A 23,474-nucleotide genomic window follows, 5' to 3' on the forward strand; every position below is an offset into this window, starting at 1 on the left:
TGAACTTTGGTCTAATATTTAAAATACAACCACTTAGTGATTTGTCATTAAGAGTATCGATGAAACTGGTCTCTTATCGATATTGCATCTTGGTTGCATTATGCAAATGCACTTTGCAATTCGCATGTGAAAATCGCGGTTTTTATGCGATGCAGGGCTTATAAAACGCTAAATTAAAGTTGGCACGCTAACTGCATTGTATTAGTTGACCCTTCTTAAGCCGAGGGTCACCTAGCCAACTGACGTTGTTAGTGAACTTATGATTTGTTCACAAATATATAGAGCCAATCGCGATTATTGCGGTTGGCTATTTTTTTGCCTGTTGTTTGGCGATCTCTAGTTTTTATCGGTGACTTCCCATTCTCCAAGCGAAAAAAAAGCCAGCCACCATCGGTGACTAGCTTATGTTTTTCTCGAATCAATCTCGAACCCGTTTTAGTACCCCATCAACTGCAGCAAGTTCTCTGCTGTGCTTATCGCTTCTTTACGGTTAGCAATGTTGAGCTTTTGGTACAGATTACGGATGTGAGTCTTGATAGTGGTGCCTGCTACATCAAGCTCTTGAGCGATTTGCTCGTTACTGAACCCGGAATAGATCAAGCCAAGTACTTGCCATTCACGCTGGGTGAGTGGGCTGGTACGCACCAGCTCAGGAATGTTCGGGTGATTAACCAGATTCTCTACAAAGTCTTCATCGAAGTGAACCGAGCGACTGCGTTGAGTTGTCGAGATATCTTTCATGATTTGTTGTGCTCGGTGACGTTCTAAATCACCCAAGCCTGGCTTGTTGCTCAACTTATCCAAGATATGCCCGATAGTACCACCGTCGACCAGGAAGTTACCGACCATACCGGTTTGGTTGGTCATGTGTAGGGCTTCTTCTAATAATACACGCGCACTGTCTTCATCGTTGATCTGGGTGCGTAATACCGCTTCAACGATCAAGTTTCTGTTGGTATCAGTAATCAGATGCGAACGCTGAGCTTCACTCTTTAAGAACGCCAAAGCTTCTTCTGCTTCTTCGTATTGCTCAAGGATGATGTGAGCACGCACGATGTTACGCCATTGAAGCTGACAGAAGTGGTTGCTTGCTGATTCAGGGCGAACAGCAACGCTCAACCAGTCACGGATTGCGTCTTTGTCGCCTTTCACTTGCCAGAATAAGATCAGAGATAGCGAGGCATTCGCAGTCCAATCTACGTGGTAAGTTGATTGACGTAACAAGTGCTGAATTTGGTCGATAAATTTCGACGCTTTATCTATCTCGCCGCGGCTCAATGAAATACGAGCCAACATAGAGTAGCTGTGCAGGTGTTTACTTGGAGAGTGGTGACCAAGGATATCTAACCCTTTGTAGCAACACTCTTCCGCTTCATCTAGTCGGTTCCAACACCAGAAGATCTGGGCGCGAACACGCAGCAAGAACTCATGCAAAGGCACGTATTGAAGCTGGTGCTCTTCAATCAATTTGAATGCACTGTCTTGTAGCTCAAATGCAGCTTGAACATAACCTTGAGCAATCAAGATTTCGCTTTGTTGCAGAATCGCCCACAGAGCCTGATGGTAAACCTGATACTGACGTGCCAGTTTTTCTGTTTGTTGCATCATCGGTAGCGCACGACTGAGGTTACCCATTACGTGATTCACTTCGCCAACAACCGAGGTTGCAACAATACGGCTACGATAAACAGTGGTGTTCAGTTGGCTCAACGAAAGCTCAGCCAGTTCTAACGCTTTTTCAGGTTCATTGCTGTTGATGGCAACTTGGGCGCGCAAGGCGTTGTATTGACCTTGCTGCTGAGTATCGAGTTCAATGTTTCGAGCTTGATATTGAGTCTCTGCCTCTTCCAACAAAGTACCCACTTGGTCATAACGGTGCTGACTTTGTGCAAGCCACGCGCGCAACATGGACAGTTTAGGCTCACTGTAAAGTTGATCCGTGGTTAGTTGCTTGATCGCCATCTCTAAAGATGAAAGCTCACCTTGGTTGAACATCGGCCAACCGTGTTCAGTCAGGATTTGAATGATCAGTTCTGGATCTTCAGCGCGCTGTGCGTGGCGTAGTGCTTGGTGTGGTGTGTTTTGCTTGATCCACGCTTTTGCCGCACTTCGATGCAGTTCTGCTTCCTGTTGAGGGATTCGAGCTTGACGCTCATGTGCGAGGAATTCACCAAATAAGTTATGGAAGCGATACCAGTTCTTTTCGCCTTCAAGTGGGTAGATGAACAAACCAAAACGGTTGAGTGATTCGATCATACCTAACGCATCTTCGCGCTGTGTAAGTGCACAAACAAGCTCATCGTTGAAGTGATCAAGCACAGAACATTGCATCAAGAATTGTCGGGTTTCTTTATCTAGCAGGTCGAATACTTCTTCAACCAAGTAGTCCCAAAGGTGGGCGTGGTTAAAGTGAGAAAACGACTCTGCGGATTGTGCAAGGGTGCGTTTTTGGTGCTGTGCTTGCAGCGCGATAAGTTGCAGAGCAGAAGGCCAACCCTCTACATAGTTACAGATACTGTCTGCGGTGATGTCATCAATGCCATCAGCAACACGTTGGTTGAAAAAACGTGTGGTTTCTTCGGTATCAAACGCCAACGAGTCATTACCCAATTCGATCATTAAATCACGAACGCGCAGGTTTGCTGTACCAAGTGGTGGTGTACCACGACTGGTTACAACTAGCGTTAGGTTGTCGGGCATGTGTTTAAGGAAGAAGCGCATTGCTTCGTGGATGTCGTCATTGTTGACCAAATGATAGTCATCCAACACTAGAAAACATTCGTGATGGAATTCCGACATTTCGGCGAACACTTCACTCAATAAAGAATGCAGCGATGAAAATTGTCGTTTTTCTGCTAGTTTTTGGGCATTCGGGCAGGCATTTTGAGTCGCTTTATTAAGCGATTGAAGTAGGTAGTTGATAAAGCGGAAGGCATCGTTGTCACTATCATCAATGCTGTACCAACCCACATTGGGTTTATCTACCAACCATTGTGCAGCCATGGTGGTTTTGCCGTAGCCCGCTGGAGAGCGGAACAACACAAGCTTATAGCAATCTGCGTTCTGAAGCAGATCGAGAACCCTAGGTCGTAGGATTGCATTATGTAAGCGGCCGGGACGAGTTAGTTTCGATGGGATCCACATGTCGAAGTTTTTCACCTATTCCGTGGCTATGTTCAGAATTATCCCAATCTATCGTTGAGTGCAATCCAATGACATTAGCCTAATTACTTAAGTCTTCGCTCATATTACGTGAAGCAAAACGGCACCGACTATGATCCTCCTCAGAAACCTTGCGCTTCTGCATGTTTTTGGGTGTCTACGCCCTTTATTTGAGACTTTGCTCACGTTGTTGGTTGGTTCGTGAATGTGACTTTGTTCTTCCCTACACGGGAATCTATGCAAAGGATGAGAGCTAGAAATTATTTTCGTGATCTGAAACTCAGATTTGATAATGACTGTAATCCGGTTAAATAAAAGTCACATCAATTGAAGTTAAGTTATCGAACGGGAGCTTGTGATCTTAGTCACTCCAACTTTTTGTTCGAAGTCAGAACATGAGAGTCAGATCACTAACCCTAAGTCGGTACGCCCCCTACGCCCTCCCATCTACTCCTAGTCAGTCGCGTTAGCGGGAGGATGTTTAGTTTATGGTGACCATGCACGATATGTCACAGATGAATTAGAACTATTAAAAGCGAGATTTCTGAAATGAAACCAACTCAGCAAAAAACTTTCGATAAAGTGTCGTTCCAAGAAAGCGTTAAGAAGCATTTATCTGCAACCTACGCAACAACGATTGAAAACGCGGATAGCCGCGCATGGTACCTAGCAATGGGTCGCGCATTAGCAGAACTCACAACATTCGACCTGCTAGAAACTGAAAACGATGAAAAAATTAAGAACGCGAAAAGCGTTAACTACCTTTCATTAGAGTTTTTGATTGGCCGTCTGACAGGTAATAACCTGATCAGCATGGGTCTATACGAACAGATCACTCATGCAATGGAAGAGCTAGGTCAAAACCTAACTGACCTTCTAGAAGAAGAACGCGACCCATCACTAGGTAATGGTGGTCTTGGTCGTCTAGCTGCTTGTTTCATGGATTCTTGTGCTGCTCAAGAATACCCAACAGTAGGCTACGGTCTTCACTACGAGTACGGTCTATTCAAACAATCTTTCCAAGACGGCCGCCAACAAGAAGCACCTGACGCGTGGCGCGGTGTTGAAGGTTACCCATGGGAAGTGGCTCGTCCAGAACTAGCACAACACATTGGTTTTTACGGTCATGTAGACGTTGAATTCATCGACGGTAAAGAAGTACGTACTTGGGTTCCAGGTATGGAAGTAAAAGCAATGCCTTGGGATCTACCTATCGTAGGTTACGAGTCAAACACGGTTTACCCGCTGCGTCTTTGGGAATGTCAGGCAATTGCACCATTCTCACTAGCAAGCTTTAACAACGGTGATTACTTCGAAGCGCAACACTCGCTAATCGATGCAGGTAACATCACGAAAGTTCTTTACCCGAACGACAACCACGAGAAAGGTAAGACTCTGCGTCTAATGCAGCAGTACTTCCACTCAGCAGCGTCTGTTCGCGATATTCTACGTCGTCACGAAGCAGCAGGTTTCTCTCTAGAAGAGCTGCCTAAGCAAGAAACGATTCAGCTTAATGATACGCACCCAACAATTGCGATTCCTGAGCTAATGCGCATCTTGATTGACGAGAAAGGCCTATCTTGGGATCAAGCATGGGAAATCAGCGCTCATACGTTCGCTTACACGAACCACACACTACTTCCTGAAGCTCTAGAGACTTGGTCTGAATCATTGATCAACCGTCTTCTTCCACGTCACATGGAAATCATTTTTGAAATCAACCACCGTTTCATGCAAGAAGTTCGCAAGATGTGGCCTGGTGACGGTGAGAAGCAAGCGAAGCTTTCTATCATCCAAGAAGGTTTCCACCGCATGGTTCGCATGGCAAACCTATGTGTGATTGGCTCTTACAAAGTAAACGGTGTAGCTGCGCTTCACTCACAACTGGTTAAGAAAGACTTGTTCCCTGAGTTTAACGAAATCTTCCCAGGTAAACTGACTAACGTAACGAACGGCATCACGCCACGTCGTTGGTTGAAGTTCTGTAACCCAGGCCTATCTAATCTAATCACAGGTAAGATTGGCTCTGAGTGGCCAGCAAAACTTGAGCAGCTTGAAGGCATCGCTCAGTTCGCAACAGACGCGAAATTCCAAAAAGAATTCATGGCTGTTAAGAAAGAAAACAAACAGCGTCTTGCTGATTGGGTTCAAGAGAACATGGGTATCGAGCTAGATACTAACGCTATCTTTGATGTTCAAATCAAGCGTCTTCACGAATACAAGCGTCAGCACCTAGATTTGCTACACATTCTATCTCTGTACCACCGTATTCTTAACGAACCTGGTTTCGAGTGTGAGCCACGCGTATGTTTCTTCGCAGCGAAAGCAGCTCCGGGTTACCACCTAGCGAAAGAGATCATCTTCGCGGTTAACAAGATTGCAGAGAAGATCAATAACGACCCTCGCATTGGCAACAAATTGAAAGTGGTATTCATTCCTGACTACCGTGTAAGCATGGCTGAAATCATCATCCCTGCAGCAGACGTTTCTCAGCAAATCTCACTAGCTGGTAAAGAAGCATCAGGTACGGGCAACATGAAGATGGCTCTAAACGGCGCGCTAACTATTGGTACGATGGATGGTGCAAACGTTGAGATTCGTGAAGAAGTGGGCGATGAAAACATCTACATCTTCGGCCTAGACGTTGACGGTGTTCAAGCACTGAAAGCTCAGGGCTACAACCCATACGACTACTACAATGCAGACCCACTACTGAAAGCATCTCTAGACCTTCTGACTGGCGATGAGTTTACACCGGGTCAACCAGGCCTTCTACGTGCAACGTTTGATAGCCTGCTAGACGGTGGTGACCCTTACCTATGTCTTGCTGACTTCGCATCTTACGTGAAAGCGCACGAAGACATGGGTACGCAATACAAAGACCAAGCAGGTTGGGCTAAGAAAGCGATTCTTAACACCGCATTGGTTGGTAAGTTCACATCAGACCGCTCTATCCGCGACTACGTGAACAACATCTGGAAACTTGAAGCGGTTAACCGTTAATACTTCCAAAGTAGCCAAGGCAGTTTCTGCCTTGGCTCAATTAGCTTGTGAGCAAACAGATGGCTTATCCGATAGCAATGCTTACAAACTGATTGTCACAAGCTAATTGATTAGTAAGAAATTAAATTAACAACCCTACAAAATAGAAAGCGTCAGAACGTTTTCGGAGAGAGCGATGAAAGAACAGACCGTATTAAAACAAGTCGCAGAAATGGCAAACATTGCCGACAGTTACGTTAGTGCGTGGGGCGATGAAGCACAAGTATCAGACGAGACGATTACGTCTCTATTGGCTTCGTTGGGCTACGATACAAGCAGCGATGATGCACTGCTTAAGTCAGCAGAAAGAAAACACAAAAAAGATGTACTAGACCCAGTTCTTGTCTTGCGTGACGGTGAGCCAGTAGAAGTGGCGCTTAATCTAGGTGTAAGTGCTCGTGAAAGTGAGTTCAGCTGGCGCTTAGAAACCGAGCAAGGAGAGGTACTTGAAGGCTATCTTCAATCTCAAGTCGTTCGTGATGAGCGTGCTGAGGGTGGCCCTTTAGTGTTTGCATTGCCAAGTGATTTGGCATGGGGTTATCACAAGCTAATTGTGAGCCGTAAGCGCCGTAAGAAGCCTTACGAGATGACACTGATTATTACGCCAAAAGCGTGTTTCAAGCAGTCACCAATCGAGCAAGGCAAAAAGCTGTGGGGACCAAGTGTTCAACTTTACACACTAAGAACTCAGCACAACTGGGGTATTGGTGATTTCGGTGACCTAAAACAGCTTGTTGCTGATATCGCTTCTCGCGGCGGTGATTTCGTTGGTCTAAACCCAATCCACTCATTGTTCCCTGCGAACCCTGAAGGCGCGAGCCCATACAGCCCGTCTTCTCGTCGCTGGTTGAACATCCTATACATTGATGTGAGTTCAGTACCTGAATTCGCACTAAGTGCAGAAGCACAACAAACGGTAGGCAGCGCAGAGTTCCAGCAGCGTCTACAAAAAGCGCGTGAAGCACACTGGGTAAACTACACTGAAGTGTCTGAGCTGAAGATGAGCATCTTGCCTTTGCTATTTGCAGAGTTTAAGACTCGTCATTTAGACAAGAACAGCGACCGTGCACAAGCGTTCTTAGCCTTCGTAGAAGAGGGGGGCGACAGCCTAATGCATCAAGCCGCGTTTGATGCTCTACATGGTGAACTACATGCTGAAGATTCTGGCATGTGGGGATGGCCGGTATTCCCTGAGAAGTACCGTACATTCGACAGCCCAGCGACACAGAAGTATATCAAAGAGAACCTAGAAAACGTTCATCTGTACATGTACCTACAATGGCTAGCAGATTGCCAGATCAACGATGCACAGTCTCTTGCTGAAGAGAAAGGCATGGCTGTTGGCCTGTACCGTGACTTAGCGGTAGGTGTTGCAGATTCGGGCAGCGAAACTTGGGCTGACGAAGGCAACCTAGTGATGGATGCGAGCATTGGTGCTCCACCTGATATTCTTGGTCCTCTAGGCCAAAACTGGGGCTTACCACCACTGAACCCAGAAGTGCTTCAAGAAACAAGCTACGATGCTTACATCAAGCTACTTCGTGCGAACATGAAACATTGTGGTGCACTGCGTATTGACCACGTTTTAGGTCTACTGCGTTTGTGGTGGATTCCAAAGGGTGAAAACGCAACCAAAGGCGCTTACATCTACTACCCAGTACAAGACATGCTGTCGATTCTTGCGCTCGAATCTCACCGTTACCAATGTAGCGTTATCGGTGAAGATTTAGGCACGGTGCCTGATGAGATTGTAGACATTCTAGCAGATGCTGGCGTGCACTCTTACAAAGTGTTCTTCTTTGAAACATCAGAAGAAGACGGTGGTTTCATCTCACCGAAACACTATGCATCACAATCAATGGCGGCACTGTGTACGCACGATATGCCAACATTACGTGGCTTCTGGCACTGTGATGACTTGAAGATGGGCCAAGAGATTGGTTTATACCCAGATGCAGCACAGCTAGAAACTCTGTTCGATGACCGTCTTGAGTGCAAACAAGGTATCTTAGACTCAGTGGCATGGCATGGTTTCCTACCTGAAGGTGTGGGTCGCGATGCAAGCAAAGTACCGATGGATTCTTACCTTGCTGAAGCTCTTCAACTGCACGTAGCAGCTGGTGGTTCAACACTATTGAGTGTTCAGCTGGAAGATTGGTTAGAGATGGATAAGCCGGTAAACATTCCTGGCACGGTCGATGAGTATCCTAACTGGCGTCGTAAACTATCAATGAACTTGGACGAAATCTTTGCTCATGAAGGCGTTAATCGTATCGCTTCTAAGCTAACTGACGTTCGAGAAAAAGCAGGTAAGTAATGACGTTGAGTGACTTGAAATTAGGTGGTTTTTTGCTTACGCCGTACGAAACTACAACCTCGGTCACTCAATAATGAATGCTCATCTGGTAGAATAAACCGTCGTTATATTGCCCGCACTAATAGCGGGCATTTTTGTATTATATTTTTTGGATGTTTGGTTAGGGAGAAACGTTTTGGAACTAAGTTCGATTTCAAAGCAAAAACAAATATATACCCAACTATCACAGGCTTGCTTCACAGACCCATTTGCGTTTTTAGGTCCATACTTACCTTCTGATCAAGGTGCATTACGTGTATGGATTCCTGGAGCAGATAAAGTCGAGTTGATTGTTGGAAAGGAACCTCGTATTGAGTTATCGCGAGAGGGTGAAAGTGGTTTCATTCTTAAGCAAGAGAGAGATTTGCGTTTCACTCACTATAAGCTTGCGGTTGATTGGGCTGGTGTAGAACAGATCATCGATGATCCGTACCAGTACCACGATCTGTACGCGAGCTACGAAGATCTTCACACACCGAAAGATATGTACCATCACATGGGGGCTCAGTTTATTACGCTAGAGCGTGATGGACAGACGATTGCAGGTACTCGTTTCTTGGTGTATGCACCGCACGCAACAGCGGCAAGCTTGATAGGTAACTTCAACGCTTGGGATGGTCGCCGCCACCCAATGCAACGCTTAGATTACGGTATGTGGGGCCTATTCATTCCTGAACTGGAAGAGGGCGCTCAATACAAGTTTGAATTAAAAGGACCAAATGGCGAAGGCTTACCGCATAAAGCCGACCCATGGGGTTTTTACTCAGAGCAATACCCATCATTTTCTTCTGTGACTTACGATCACGCTCGTTACGAGTGGCAAGATACTAAGTGGCAGAATCGTCCAGTGACGCAAAAGCGTAAAGAAGCGCTTTCGTTCTATGAACTGCACGCGGGTTCTTGGAAGCGTAACGCTGAAGGTGAGTTCTTAAATTATCGCGAGCTTGCGGCAGAGCTGATCCCATACCTAACAGATCTTGGCTACACGCACGTTGAGCTAATGCCAGTTTCAGAGCACCCATTCTACGGTTCTTGGGGCTATCAGCCAGTAGGTCTATTTGCACCGACTAGCCGTTTTGGTTCTCCAGATGATTTCAAATACTTCGTCGATCAGTGTCACCAAGCAGGTCTTGGTGTTGTTCTGGATTGGGTTCCTGCTCACTTCCCAAGTGATGATCACGGCCTAGCAAACTTCGACGGTACGCCATTGTTCCATGATCCAGATCCACGTCGTGGTTGGCACCAAGATTGGAACTCGTACATTTACGATTTAGGCAAAGAGCATGTACGTCGCTTCTTAGTTTCTAACGCATTGTACTGGTTCGAGCAATTCCACATTGATGGCATTCGTGTTGATGCAGTCGCTTCGATGCTTTACCTCGATTACTCGCGCAGCCATGATCAATGGATTCCGAACGCAGACGGCGGCAACGAAAACTACGATGCTATCGCTACGCTTAAGTGGATGAACGAAGAAGTATACAAGCACTTCCCGAATGCGATGACAATTGCTGAAGAGTCTACCGCTTTCCCGGGTGTTTCAGCACCGACCTTTATGGGCGGCTTAGGTTTCGGCTTTAAGTGGAACATGGGTTGGATGCACGATAGCTTGTCTTACATCCAAGAAGATCCAATCAACCGTAAATATCACCACGATACGATTACCTTCCCGTTAGTTTACGCTCACAGTGAGAACTACGTATTGTCTCTGTCTCACGATGAGGTGGTTTACGGTAAGGGCTCTATCCACAACAAGATGCCTGGTGATGAATGGCAGCAAACGGCAAACCTTCGTGCTTATATGGGTTACATGTATGCTCAGCCGGGTAAGAAGCTGAATTTCATGGGTGCAGAATTTGGTCAGACGGCCGAATGGAACCATGATGACCAATTGCAATGGTTCTTGTTAGATTATGATCGTCATCAAGGTGTTCAGCGTTTAACGAAAGACCTGAATAATCTGTACCGCTCTGAAGCTGCAATGCACGATCTTGATTTTGACCCGAAAGGCTTTGAGTGGCGTCTACAGGACTCTGCTGAAGCGAGCATTCTTGCACATGAGCGCATCAGTGAATCTGGTGAGCGTGTATTAGTTGTCTCAAACTTTACACCCGTTCCTCACGAGCATTTCCGCTTAGGTGTTCCTGCAAAAGGTGAGTACTCACTACTGTTGAATACAGACTCAACTGATTATGCGGGCAGTGGTTTTGAAGTGAAGCAGACAGCTGAGATTGAATCGGTAGAAAGCGAAGGTCTAGACACTTCGATTGAGCTGCGTTTACCGCCACTTTCAACAATATTCTATAAGTTGAAATAAGCGCTAGCTTAAAATAAGACGGGAGCCGAAAGGCTCCCATTTTTTTGTTGTCAGTTGCTGTTTTACGCTGGAGTTCTACTAAAATTGGTGAGTTGTAGTAGTGAGCGTCCAATGACCACTTCAATGATCGCCCTTGCATCAGCCCCGAACCTTTCAGTCATCTTTTGGCGAAATTCACCATCAACTTGTAAGTTGAACTCTTCTGGAACACAGTTTTGCGATGCATGGAAAAACATTAGTTTGATAGAGTGTCTAAAAGGTTTTTCAGTAAGTGCGCTTTGCCAAGAGCGATAAAACGTCTCCTGATCTGAAAAGTCTAATGACTTCATCATAATAGCTAATACGTGTTCATGTAAGACAGTTCTTACTGCACGTGTTGAAGGATAGTACCCTTGCAACGTAGTTAAACTAATGCCGATTTCTTGAGCAATCCTTGCATAAGTTAGCGCTTCATGTCCTTCTGCTAGAAAAAGATTTAATACGATTTCATCGTAGTTTTTTTGATTTTCTATTTTCTGAGCTTGGGTAATTCGAGCCATTACAAATCTCTATTGAGTGTAACATTCTGTAAACACATATATTAATAGTTTCTGATAGAGATCTCAAAGCCTAGAGATAATAAAAACGTCAGTTTATCGTCAAAATTCGATAGATATAGATCGTTCGCTTGAATTTCAACCAGCTCTAAGTCCATATAAAAACACCGCTCTATTGAGCGGTGTGTTATCTAAAGTCTTTGTTTATATTGCTAATTCAGAAAGCTAGAACGGATACCAAAATAACTGCGGCTCTAGAATGCGTTTCGCAATGGCTAACACCACGATAAAAGCGATGACACTCAAACAAACAAAGTCGATACGTTTCAAAGGTGCATAGCTATACCAAGTGCGAGATTTATGTCGTCCGAAACCGCGCAGTGTCATCGCATTTGAGATCTCATCTGCTCTATCTAAGCTTGAAAAAATCAATGGCCCTAACACTTTAACAACATTTTTGATACGGGTAATGAGTGGTGCCTTCTTAGATAGTTCTACTCCACGAGCCTGTTGAGCGTGCATGATATTGATGAAGTCCTTCTTAACCTCAGGCAAGTAACGCAGGGTTAAACTCACCGCATAAGCAATTTTGTAAGGAACTCCGATACGGTTGAGACTCGCTGCAAACTCAGTTGGATGCGTTGTGAAGACAAAAATCAACGCTATCGGGAACATGCTCATGTACTTGAGCGTGACAGTGACTAAGTAAAACAGAGTCTCTTGGCTCAATGAGTAATTGCCAGGAAGCGTCAATAATAATGTTTCACTGCCGATGAGCTCTGTACCTTGCTGTGGAGCCAATAGATACATGAACAAAGCATTTAGGCTCAGAACACTTGCAGTACCAATCAATAGCGGCTTGTAAACACGAACAGGAACTTGAGTCAGCTTTAATAGATATAAGCCAGTCAGGATCAAAACAACGATGAGTCTAAGATCGAACGTTGTAAGAACAACGGTTACCCAAGCTAAAAACAGTGCAAACTTGGTGATGCCATTGAGAGCGTGTAGCGGTGATTTGGTATCAATGTAATTGATGCCGAATTTTACTTTTGATGCATTCATTGAGCACTTCTCTCGTAGTCGATGAAGTACTGCATAAATGCATTGGTGTCGTCGATTTTCATCATGGTCGCGAGTTCATAAATGCTGGTGGTACAAAGATTTGCGCGTTCTAACAGCGAAGGCTGACTGAATACTTCTGTCATCGCGGTATTGGCAATCAGCTTGCTGTCTGCAATCACGATTGAACGTGTGGTGTACTCTAGAACGAGGTGCATGTCGTGTGAGATGATTACAACAGTAATACCCAAATCACGATTAAGCTTTTGGATGAATGCCAGCATCGATGTGTAGTTACGGTAGTCTTGACCTGCAGTCGGTTCATCCAAGATAAGAAGCTCAGGCTCCAGTACTAAGATAGACGCGATGGTTACACGTTTTTTCTGACCGTAGCTCAGTGCTTCAATCGGCCAGCGGCGGAACTTACTCAGCCCACACAACTCAAGAACATGCTCTACTTTTTCTGTGATCAGCTCTTCTGCAATGTTGCGGTTACGAAGACCAAAAGCAACCTCGTCAAAAATCATATGATGCGAGATCATATGATTTGGGTTCTGCATCACGACACCGACTTTCTGGCTTCTTTCAAAGATAGAAAGTTCAGATAGGTCTTCACCATTTAGATAGGAAGAGCCTGAATCGGCATCGATCACACCCATGATGAGTTTAGTGATGGTTGATTTACCCGAACCGTTTTTGCCCAGAATCGAAACAAACTCACCTTTGCCAATCTTGAAGCTGACATTTTCGAGTGCGTTCTTCTCGCCGTCATAAGAATAAGTCAGACCATGAACTTCGAGTAAAGGTGGGTACTGCTTCTCTGCTACCGGGGCTGGGCGCTCAGCAAACCAAGCTTGAACAGCAGGGCGGAACCTTTTGTAGTCTAAAGCTTTGAGGTTTGACAGCTTGTCTTCGCTGGTTAGTGGGGCTTTCGCCGCCTTAAGCGCCGACAAGTAAAGCGGTTCACGAATACCGTGTGTATCAAGTAATTCAGAAGCCAAGATTTCATCGGGTGTCGTGTCAGCGACGATTTCACCGCGTTCCATTAAGATCACGCGGTCGATATCGCGATGTAGGACATCCTCGAGGCGGTGCTCGATAATCACGATGGTCTTGTTGGTTTCTTTATGCAGCTGGTCGATGATCTCAATCGTTGCCTTACCCGTTTTAGGGTCAAGGCTTGCTAGAGGCTCATCAAACAACAAGATATCAACGTCGTCAACTAAGATGCCCGCTAATGATACTCGCTGCTTTTGACCACCAGAAAGGTCATGAGGTGAACGCTCAAGCATGCCCGCTAGGTCGACCATTTTTGCAGTCGACTTAACTAACGGGTACATATCAATGTTCGACATCAACTGGTTTTCGAGTGCGAAAGCGATATCTTCACCGATACTTAAACCCACAAACTGGCTGTCAGTATCTTGTAATACCGTGCCGACTTGCTCGGTATAATCGTGCATCGAAAACTCAGAGGTATTCTTGCCGTTTATCTCTAAAGAGCCCGTTACCTCACCTTTGATTGCATGAGGTATCAAACCATTGAGACACTGACCTAGGGTAGATTTACCACTACCACTTGGTCCAATAATGACGATTTTCTCTCCTTTCTCTATCCTTAGATTGATATTTTTTAGCGTCGGTTTATCCAGCGACTCATATCTAAAAGAGAAGTTCGAAAATGCTATAGTCATTATCGCTTATGCCTCAGTCAGGTTGCGGCTTTGTTTGTTGCGTTTAGCGACTGATTTTAGGATCAGGAAGCCCACAACAGCGATCAGAACGGTGTTACCCGCTGCGATGATAGACAGTTGAGTGAAGACTTTAGTAAACGGTTCTGCGTATAGGATGGTGTCTAGGAACGCAGAGCAGCCATAGCCTACAACGTTACCTGCAAGGGCCAGTATCACGAACAATACAAAATCTTTCATTGGCAGTTCGCCTTGTTGAAGACGGTTCTTAGTCATCATAGGGAACAAGCCGATAACCATGCCTACTATACCTGAGCCTAAAACCCAAGTTAACCACACGCCCCAACCTGCGAACAGATCCGTAACCCAGTGACCGATAAAGCCAACTAAGAAGCCAACAATTGGGCCGAACAAAACAGAAAATAGTGCTAGGACTGCCATCGCTGGTTTCAATGTCGTGTTCGCAAACACTGGAACACCAAACATAGGTAAACCACCAATGCCGTACAGTGCCGCGCCAATGGCAATAACGACCACTGTTTTAGCTGAAAAGTTCATAGATAACCTCGAATACTGAAAGATAAAGCTGAATAAAGAACGAATATTCGCCATTATTAATATGCGTCTCAATGAGAACGTTTTTTGGGCAAATATAAAAAATAAGGCGCGCATTATACAGTAGAACCCTTCCATAAGGGAAGGTAAGTGTCTAGATGTCTAAAATTCCATCTGAACACTTAAATATCGTGTAAAAAGCGCAATTTTACGGTTAATCAAGCAACAAAAAAGCCAGAGCAGGGTCTGGCTTTTTCATTCGTCTTAACAATGTGTTAAGCGGCTTCGTCGCATATCTACGACCGTTTAGTGGTCTAGGTATAGATAGTTTTGCCAACTCTTCATACGAATAAGCACCTTACGCATGATAGATACGTGAGTGAAGCTGTCAGAATAAACCGAAACCTCAACCGCAGTACCCATAGGTAGATGGTATTCAGATAGGTCATCTGTGATGGTTAACTTAACAAACACGCGACCACTGGTACGCAGAGCATCAGTACCTAGTAAAGCACCTCGAGCTTGGAATTGGCTCTCACCAATCGCAGGCAATACTTCATCAATACGGCCTTTAAACACTTTGCCTGGTAGAGCTCTGAATAAGAACTCAGCTTCGAACCCTGGTTGCAGACGCTGCAATGAGTTTTGTCTAAAAGCAGCGGTGTAGAACTGAGCTTCGGTGTGAACAAATGTCATCACTGGAGCCAGTGGAAGTGGCACGGCCATGACACCTGGGCGAAGGGCAAGTTGCGTCACATAACCATCTGTTGGCGCACGAACGATAGTTTGGTCTAAGTCAAATTGGGCTTTACGTAAATCGGCAAGTAAACCTGCAACGGCTGTGTTCTCGCCACCAATTTCTGAGTTGAGTGCGATTTGAGCTTGTTGTTGATTCGCCTCTGCAACTTTCACTGCAGCTTCTGCACCTTTGTACGCTTGTCGACGAGTATCGAGTTGTTGCTCGGTAAATGCGCCACTTTCGAACCCACGTTTGTATCGAGAGAATTCACGCTGTGCTTTGTCTCTTTCTGCAATTGCTTTTATTTTGGCGGCTTCAGCCTCTCCCACTTGAGACTCTAAGCCTAGAGCGCCTTGGCTCGCTTCTTTGACTTGCGCTTCCAGTTTTGCAACGGCCGCTTCAAAAGGGATAGGGTCGATCTTGAAAAGGATATCGCCTTTCTGAAGAGGCTTATTCGCTTCAACAGGAACTTCAATTACTTTGCCGCGCACACCAGAAACAATCGGTGTTGTTGAGTAAACTTGGTTACCGATTTGCGTGAACGGATGGTTGTAGTTCATCAATAGAATCAAAGTACCTATGAGTACGACCCCACCAAGTACCGCAGTTGGAACCGTCCACTTGTTTAGAGGGATATTGAATACTTTGAAAATCGTAATACAAAGTGCCGCGTAGGTCATTATCAGCAGTAAATCCATTACTTAGCCTCCTGATCTTGAACGTTGGTGGTCTCTTTCTCTGTGCTGTTTTGCACAGTAGCCGCTTGTTTGAGTTGGGCAATTTCGTCCTGAAGTGTGCTCACTTGGTCGATTAGAGAGTCGACACGGTGATGAATGTCGTGTTGTTCTTCTTCAAGCTTAGCGAAGCCCCAGCCACGATCTTTGCGCCACAACGTAGCCCAAATCCAAAGGAACGGCCAAATAGTGTGTAAAGTGAATAGGCTAACCCAGCCTGAGACGTGAATGGCATCTTGATGAGGGTGGTTGCGTTCTTTCGCAATTTCATAGGGAATATCGTGAATAACGATGATGCCGTAAAAGATGACTAATGCTACGAAAATCAGTAGACCGAGTGCAAAGTAGTCTAAAAACATAACAGATCCTTGTAATGTTAGATGTTAAGTTATAAATATACTACGCTATCATCCAAGTAATTGTTATAAAAATGATTTACCAATTTGAAATAATATGTTGTCGCTTCTTATGTGACTCAAAGCATGGATGGATCTTATAAAATTCAATCGTATTTGAAGAGGTTATTTCGGCTTCTTTGTTGGTATTCAAGCTGACATGATGACAGTTCCGATTCAAACGATGCGCATAGCCATAGCCATAGCCATAGCCATAGTCATAACAACAAAAAATAAAGGACAAACACGGATGTATGTAGGTGAATTGGCGGCCATTGGTGCTGCGATTGTGTGGGCGTGTGCGACATGGATTTATGGACAATTTGGACATCGCTTCTCTGCAATGCAACTGAATATTGTTAAGGGTGTAGTGGCATCTGGGATGATGTTGCTGGTAATGCCTCTTATCCCAATGCCGGATTTTGAGCTTAGTACCAACCATTTTCTGATATTGGCAATTTCAGGTGTAATTGGAATAGCGATCGGAGATAGCGCCTATTTTGCGGCATTGAAAAGAATCGGCGCCAATAAGACTCTACTATTGGAATCTTTGGCACCGCCTCTTTCTGGTGTATTAGCGTTGATGTTCCTTGGCGCTGTATTGACATTGCAAAGCTGGCTCGGTGTCGTGATTACAACACTAGCGGTGACCTTCGTCGTCTTCCAGCCATCAAAATCGGCGAGCGGTGATTCGAATGACAAAGCGGAGTGGGGTGGCATTGGTTATGGGCTTGTGGCGAGTGTTTGTCAGGCATCTGGTGTGGTTATTTCTCATTACGCGTTAGTGGCGGGTGACATTCCACCATTGTTAGGTGCTTTGATTCGCCTGACGATTGGCGTGTCTGTCGTAATGCTAATTATCCCTTTCGTTGAAAAGAAGCCTTATTCATCGATAAAAAGAGATTTATGGGAAATGACCAAGCTCGACAAACTTTGGTTATTAGGGGCGATCTTTGTTGGGACGTTTCTCGCCCTTTGGCTCCAGCAAGTGGCGCTGAAAAATGCTAACCCTGCGGTTGCACAAACATTGATAGCGACCAGCCCTGTCTTTATTTTGGTGATTTATGCGCTGAAAGGGGAAAAGGTGTCAAAGCAAAGTGTCATCGGCACACTTGTCGCCCTTGCGGGAATTTCTTTGTTCTTTTATCAATAAGGGGCAGGCTTTTAGTTACAGAGCTAAAGAGCTAAAGAGCTAAAGAGGTAAAGAGTGCCATGGCTCTACTCTGTACAGACTTGATTGCGGCCGTTGGCTTTAGCTCGGTATAGCGCTTTATCGGCACGGTAGAAGGTGCGTTGAGTATTCTCTCCGTCACGATGCAAAGTGATACCGATACTCACGGTCAAACCGCGCTCCCCAAGTATTTCATGCCATCCGAACTGGAAGATGCGTTCTCGATAATTTTCAGAGTGCATTTCTGCCTTAGCGAGATCGCTGTTCTCTAGGATGACCAAAAACTCTTCTCCGCCAAATCGTACACAGGATGCACCTCTGAACTTGAAGTACGATCTAAGCTCTTGAGAGACGCTGACGATCGCTTTATCACCCACTAAGTGGCTTAGTTCATCATTGATAGACTTAAAGTGGTCAATATCGATAACCATCAATGCGAAAGAGGTGTCGTGCAGCAGCATATCTTTCAGTTTCACATCTAACCAACGACGGTTGTGTAATCCTGTCAATGGATCGGTGAATACGTCTTGTTGAAGTTGAGCAACCGCATTCTTGTGTTGCTCAGTCGTCTCTTTTAGTTCTTTGTTTTCTTGTTCAGAGAGAATGAGTTTGAGTTGTAACTCAAAACGAGACAAGCGGCGTAACTGGCTTGCACCGAGTTCACTGATCGGGATCTGCTTCATTAGATCGGTTTCAATTCGGTAGCCTTTTTTCTCATAGCTTAGCGCTTCTTGAAAACGTCCTTGATTCATACACACGTCACTCAGCGAATCGTAGAATCGCTTCGCAAGCACTGGCGACGAGTAGGCTTTCACACGTTTGTCTGTGCTCGACAAAATCATGCTCGCGTAGTCTTGCTTGCCAGTTGCACTTAGACAATGTGCTAGCTCTAGACGAGTCATAGTCGAAAGCCAGCTTGCTTGAGTGCTGTTGGCTGGGTATTGAACCTTGGACAGACAGCGTAGCGCTTCATGATATTTTTTCTTAGCGCGCAGCACCTTTGCTTGGTAAAGCAATATTTGAGCTGTGAGTAACTTGTCACTCACCAAAATACTCAGTTCTTCGCACTCATTCAGTAAATCGCTGGCTGCAGTAATACGGTTGAGCAGAAGCAAGCTCGCCACCATATGCAGCTTGAATTTGAGGCGAAGTGAGCGACTGCTTATCGCATGGTCTATGCTGCTGATTTTTTGGTAATAACGAAGGGCTCTGTTGTGATCGCCATAGGAATCACACAGGTTCCCCATGCCTAAAATTGCTAGTACATACTCATCGATATGGCCGTGTTCAACCGCGATTGTCGATGAACTGATGAATTCATTGAGTGCTGACGTGTAATCACCAATTTCAACTAAGCGGTCACTTAGGCTGGTCTTGACTGTCAGAATGTCTTCAATATCGGCAGGAAGGTGGAGCAGATCGAGTGCTCGTCTCAACTCTTCGATACTGGTTTGATTTTGTTGTAACTCGGCACGGTATTCAGAGCTGATGATATAGCAGTGCGCTTGCTCTGTTTGCGTTGTCGAAACGTGCTGGCGAATGTGGTTCCAGAAGATGATCGCTTCTTCACCTGATACCGATGAAGGGTCTAAACCGGCGTCTGTGATCTTGCTTAATAGCGTTTCCATTATTCTATTACCTCAGCATCGTCTTCTTCTAATTGTTCAAGCGTAAACGGGAACGTCAAAATATCATTGAGGCTGACGGTCGGTCTTGAACCTTTTAATCCTTTTCTATGCCAAGGATAAATATCAAGCATGGTGCTGAGAGTTTGGAAGGTTTGCTCTGCGGCTTCGCCTTTTTCGGAAAGCATAAGAGCCACACGTTCAGAACTTAGCCTTGCAATGAAGTCATTCTGGTTACATAAAGCATGAGCAATCTCGGTACAGACATCTAAGTAATCAGTATCGACATGATGGAACATAATGATGCTGTGGTTTGAACGCTTAAGCTCTGTCTTAAAGAGGACCAGTTTTTCCCACCAAAAGGTTTCAGAGACAACGTAAGATAGGTGCTTTTCAGGATCGTATTCGTGTTGGCCACGAATACGATTAATCAGCTTTCGTGCCCTCTGTTCAAGCTGGCGTTTTGAACTGCGTGCTTTGTCCAAACCGACACGATTAGTTTGCTCTTTAAGCATGCCGATAGAATATTGACGGTACTTTTTAAAGGCGACTAATGCTGCTTTGAAATCCTGGTTTTCTTCTGCAACCAAGGACTGTTGGTAACAAATTTGGCTAAGCAATTCACCATTATCAAATTCATTGGCGGATTGTTCAGCGAGTCTCAGTAATTCTGCCGCTTGTTCTGGCCTTTTTCTCAGGAGATCCAATCGAGCTCGACTGATGTATGAATGCGCCTTCATCCAAACTAGGTTGTGTTCGACTGCCAGACTGTGCGCTTTGGCAGTGGCGCGCTCTGCGTCATCTAAGCGTTCAAGACCAAGTAGAGCAAGGCCTCGGAAGTCCCATACTTCTGCATGCCAAGTGTTATCTTTATGGTCTTTTAATGCTTCTTCTGCACCGTCTAGTACCGATAGCATTTCAACATAGTTGTTGAGCAGATAGTAATCCCACGCGAGCAGTATTCTGGCTTTGCCCTCTAACCAACCAATGCGGCTGTTGTTAGCCACTTTAACGGCAAGTTGGTGAGTAGAACGTGCAAGTTTATATTCGTGGGTCATTCGCCAAATATTGCCGAGACCAATGAGGCATTCAATTTGAATTTCGACTTCATCAACCAACGCAGATTGCTCTAAAGCATTGATCCAAAACTGTTGGGCGGAATAATATTTGGCTTGCCCCCAGAACTGGAGAGCGTGTAAATGGAGGATTTCAGGGAGAAAAAGGTCGGTATCTAATCGGCTTTGGCGCTTATAGGCTTCCTTGATGTGCTTTAAACCTTTCTGGTAATCCATCAGGTTCCAGCTACACCTTGCCATTAACATCAATGACTGGATGGCACCCTCTTCAAACAGAACTTGCTCTGATCTGACTAGGCACTGTTGAGCGATCTCTAGGATCACCGATGGCTCAGAGTCAACACGAGTTTTGAGTTTTTCTAATTCTGTTTCAAGAAGGTACTGATTTTTGTCCAAGACTTAGATCCATGATTATCGAACATATTGATAACACAATCATTATAAGAGTGTAATTTGAGATAAGCACCAATTATCTTTCTTAGAGCGTCAAAGGAACATCGATCTTTTCTAATTATGGGTGTTACCTCATGTTGTTGCTTTAAAATCAATGAGTTCCCGAATAATTATCTAGAGGCTTTGTTGCTATGAAAGTAGTTGCTTTAGAGTTAATGGCTGCTCTGCTACGCCCAAGCGTTGCGCTGCCGTGAGCCCTTGCTTATCTTGGTAGCACAGATTGTGCCAAGCTCTAAATATGTCGAGTAATGGAAGAATGCCCCCAGGACGAAGTTTACGTCTGGGCTCATTGATGAAGCTATCAAATAACAGCTGAAAGCGCTGTTGATAGAACTTAGTTTGTTGAATTGAGGCTGTGTTAAACCACTGTTTTGGTTCTGGATTGTTACCTGTTAGGTAGCAGATGCCTTTCTGATTATCACCTTGATTCGCAATAGCCCAACGATCTCGCCACCAACTCATATGAACGATGTCGATCTTTTCAAAACTTTGATCGTCTTGCCAGCCTGAATCTTCCTCTACATACATAAGGTCAATATTTTGACTCTGAATGCGCGGCAAACATACGCTTAAAGCGGCAGATCTTAGTAATGGATCTTGTGGCATATAGATGGCGACATGTTTGTCTTCATTACACATATCCAACACATGTAGGAAGTGAGCATAAGAGGTATAAGGCGGTCGAATTAGTGCGCCTTTTGAAGGGTAGCTAAATGTGGTGAGGTTACCCATAGGGTCCTCAACGTTACCTCTCGCAAGAATCACTTGGTACTGCTGTTCAATGCGCTCTTTTAGTTTGTCAGAGGGCTGAGGTAGTTCGAGATTCGCTTCTGAAGAGTGCTCTTTGGATACAAAGCGTGCAACATCATCATAAGGGTTGTGGTCGACATTCCCTGATGGCTCTTCATTTTGAGAGTAGTTAACGTGTTGGCAAAGGATGTAGCCAGAATGCGCCTCGCCAGTCGCTATCCAAACCACACCGTTGTTACTTTGTGGCTGTAGACGCTGGTAGTGAGATGCGAACTCGTAATCTTTCGCATGGTTAACCCATCGTGCATCGATCATCGCTAATTTACGACGACAACGGCTCGCGATATGGTCAACATGATCATAGAAAGTCTTTGGATTGATCTCTAATTTTCTACAGATTTCACGTACGGAATAGCCCATGAACAGTAAGCCCATGAGGTTTTCTTGAAATTGAAGTTTTTTATTGGATCCAGACCATTTATCAACGAAGGTTGATTGGCAGTCTTTGCATCGATAACGCTGCCTGTCGCCACTATAGCCGAAGGCATGATAAAGATGTTTGTGGGTATGAACCGATAAGCCGAAGTTATCGCAATCATCATTACGACAAGCAGGGAGCCCATCGCTGTGAAGTTGTCTTAGGCGATGAAGTTCGCTTAACACTTCACGATTGTTAAGTAAGGGGGGGAAAGCTCCACATTCACGACAAACCATCGCTGGACGCTTAGGGTTAGCGTGTTGCAAAACATACCGTTTTGCATCGCTCAAGCCAAAGTTGTCACACGCCAATGTTTTACAAAAGTTGAGTTGCAAACCATCCGCATCTTTTGGCAGCTTGTCGTTAGACACGATCTCCCCCTCGGGATTATTTGAGCAGCCAAGCGAGCTTGGCTGCGGGGTAACGCTTTTCAATGTATCTTTTATCAAGTCGTTAGATGTTGATTGCTGTCTCTAGAGCAACTTTCATCATGTCGTTGAAAGACTTTTGACGCTCTTCAGAGCTTAGTTTCTCGCCACGGATGATGTGGTCAGATACTGTTAGGATAGTCAATGCTTTAGCACCAAGGTCTGCAGCAACACCGTAGATACCAGCTGCTTCCATATCAACACCTAGGATGCCTAGTTTTTCCATTTTTTCGAAAAGGTCAGCTTCTGGAGTGTAGAAAAGGTCAGCAGAGAATACGTTACCAACTTTAACTGGAACTTCTTGTGCACGTGCTTGGTTTACTGCTTCTTCTAGAAGGCCGAAATCAGCGATAGCCGCGAAGTCGTGGTTGTTGAAACGAATACGGTTTACTTTTGAGTCAGTAGAAGCACCCATACCGATAACAACGTCCATTAGTTTAACGTCGTCACGTACTGCGCCACAGCTACCTACACGAATAACATTTTTCACACCGTACTCAGCGATAAGCTCGTGTACGTAGATGCAGCATGATGGGATACCCATACCGTGGCCCATTACAGAAACTTTCTTACCTTTGTAAGTGCCTGTGTAGCCAAACATGTTGCGAACGTCACAAACTTGCTTCACGTCATCAAGGAATGTTTCTGCAATGTATTTTGCGCGAAGCGGGTCGCCCGGCATAAGTACTGTTTCTGCGAAATCACCAGCTTGAGCATTAATATGAGGTGTAGCCATGGTCGTTCTCCAAAGTTTAAACGGTAATTATAGGAACAGGATTTAATCAATTACCGATTCTGTTGAATTGAATTCGTTTTGTTGAGGCAATATTAGCGAGTTAGAACGTGGCTCCATGAGACTTTAGTCACAAAATAGGTCTGTCATTATAGTTTTATTAATATTGAT

At 45.0% G+C, this 23,474-nt stretch carries 15 protein-coding genes; 4 read left to right on the plus strand and 11 right to left on the minus strand.

The window, feature by feature from the left end; all coding sequences use genetic code 11:
* Positions 1–435: 435 nt before the first annotated feature.
* Entirely contained in the window at positions 436–3,144 is a 2,709-nt protein-coding gene (malT, locus tag CWO27_RS00345; RefSeq protein ID WP_048662438.1) for an HTH-type transcriptional regulator MalT, read from the minus strand.
* Positions 3,145–3,711: 567 nt separating this feature from the next.
* Between malT and CWO27_RS00350 the strand changes: the two genes are divergently transcribed.
* From CWO27_RS00350 to glgB, 3 genes are all read left to right on the plus strand, one after another.
* A complete protein-coding gene (locus CWO27_RS00350; protein ID WP_102432069.1) occupies positions 3,712–6,165 on the plus strand; it encodes a glycogen/starch/alpha-glucan phosphorylase in 2,454 nt (817 codons plus the stop codon).
* A gap of 175 nt (positions 6,166–6,340) precedes the next feature.
* Positions 6,341–8,521 (plus strand): 4-alpha-glucanotransferase, encoded by a 2,181-nt coding sequence (malQ, locus tag CWO27_RS00355; protein WP_048661012.1) that lies wholly within the window; start codon positions 6,341–6,343, stop codon positions 8,519–8,521.
* A 175-nt stretch (positions 8,522–8,696) separates the two neighbouring features.
* Positions 8,697–10,877 (plus strand): 1,4-alpha-glucan branching protein GlgB, encoded by a 2,181-nt coding sequence (gene glgB / locus CWO27_RS00360; RefSeq protein ID WP_048661013.1) that lies wholly within the window; start codon positions 8,697–8,699, stop codon positions 10,875–10,877.
* A 62-nt stretch (positions 10,878–10,939) separates the two neighbouring features.
* Here glgB and CWO27_RS00365 read toward each other — a convergent pair whose 3' ends face one another.
* The 6 genes from CWO27_RS00365 to CWO27_RS00390 all read right to left on the minus strand — a co-directional run bounded on the left by CWO27_RS00365 (position 10,940) and on the right by CWO27_RS00390 (position 16,553).
* Positions 10,940–11,416, minus strand: a complete 477-nt coding sequence (locus CWO27_RS00365) for a hypothetical protein (protein WP_048662435.1) — start codon at positions 11,414–11,416, stop codon at positions 10,940–10,942.
* Between the two features lie 222 nt (positions 11,417–11,638).
* A complete protein-coding gene (locus CWO27_RS00370) occupies positions 11,639–12,478 on the minus strand; it encodes an energy-coupling factor transporter transmembrane component T family protein (protein ID WP_107898347.1) in 840 nt (279 codons plus the stop codon).
* A complete protein-coding gene (locus CWO27_RS00375) occupies positions 12,475–14,169 on the minus strand; it encodes an ABC transporter ATP-binding protein (RefSeq protein WP_107898348.1) in 1,695 nt (564 codons plus the stop codon). The genes CWO27_RS00370 and CWO27_RS00375 overlap by 4 nt, the downstream gene beginning before the upstream one ends.
* Before the next feature lie 6 nt (positions 14,170–14,175).
* Positions 14,176–14,724: an ECF-type riboflavin transporter substrate-binding protein gene (locus tag CWO27_RS00380; protein ID WP_004732085.1), complete on the minus strand. Its 549-nt coding sequence runs from the start codon at positions 14,722–14,724 to the stop codon at positions 14,176–14,178.
* Positions 14,725–15,027: 303 nt separating this feature from the next.
* The gene (locus tag CWO27_RS00385; protein WP_057623594.1) at positions 15,028–16,158 is read right to left on the minus strand and encodes an HlyD family secretion protein; all 1,131 of its coding nucleotides are present in this window, start codon (positions 16,156–16,158) and stop codon (positions 15,028–15,030) included.
* Positions 16,158–16,553, minus strand: a complete 396-nt coding sequence (locus CWO27_RS00390) for a DUF3302 domain-containing protein (protein WP_048662431.1) — start codon at positions 16,551–16,553, stop codon at positions 16,158–16,160. The genes CWO27_RS00385 and CWO27_RS00390 overlap by 1 nt, the downstream gene beginning before the upstream one ends.
* Before the next feature lie 286 nt (positions 16,554–16,839).
* Here CWO27_RS00390 and CWO27_RS00395 point away from each other — a divergent pair, with 286 nt between their 5' ends.
* Entirely contained in the window at positions 16,840–17,742 is a 903-nt protein-coding gene (locus CWO27_RS00395; RefSeq protein ID WP_107898349.1) for a DMT family transporter, read from the plus strand.
* A 65-nt stretch (positions 17,743–17,807) separates the two neighbouring features.
* On the opposite strand, the gene CWO27_RS00400 is transcribed toward CWO27_RS00395, so the two are convergent.
* The 4 genes from CWO27_RS00400 to deoD form a co-directional block, all read right to left on the minus strand.
* A complete protein-coding gene (locus tag CWO27_RS00400) occupies positions 17,808–19,388 on the minus strand; it encodes a GGDEF domain-containing protein (protein WP_102432075.1) in 1,581 nt (526 codons plus the stop codon).
* On the minus strand, positions 19,388–20,857 hold the full coding sequence (locus tag CWO27_RS00405; protein WP_048662428.1) for a hypothetical protein: 1,470 nt from the start codon (positions 20,855–20,857) through the stop codon (positions 19,388–19,390). Before CWO27_RS00405 ends, CWO27_RS00400 begins: the two co-directional genes overlap by 1 nt.
* A gap of 186 nt (positions 20,858–21,043) precedes the next feature.
* A complete protein-coding gene (locus CWO27_RS00410) occupies positions 21,044–22,513 on the minus strand; it encodes a lactate dehydrogenase (RefSeq protein ID WP_048661020.1) in 1,470 nt (489 codons plus the stop codon).
* Positions 22,514–22,595: 82 nt separating this feature from the next.
* Entirely contained in the window at positions 22,596–23,306 is a 711-nt protein-coding gene (deoD, locus tag CWO27_RS00415; RefSeq protein ID WP_048661021.1) for a purine-nucleoside phosphorylase, read from the minus strand.
* Positions 23,307–23,474: the final 168 nt, after the last annotated feature.

It is taken from the genome of Vibrio sp. 10N.286.51.C3, assembly GCF_003050065.1.
GTDB lineage: Bacteria > Pseudomonadota > Gammaproteobacteria > Enterobacterales > Vibrionaceae > Vibrio > Vibrio crassostreae.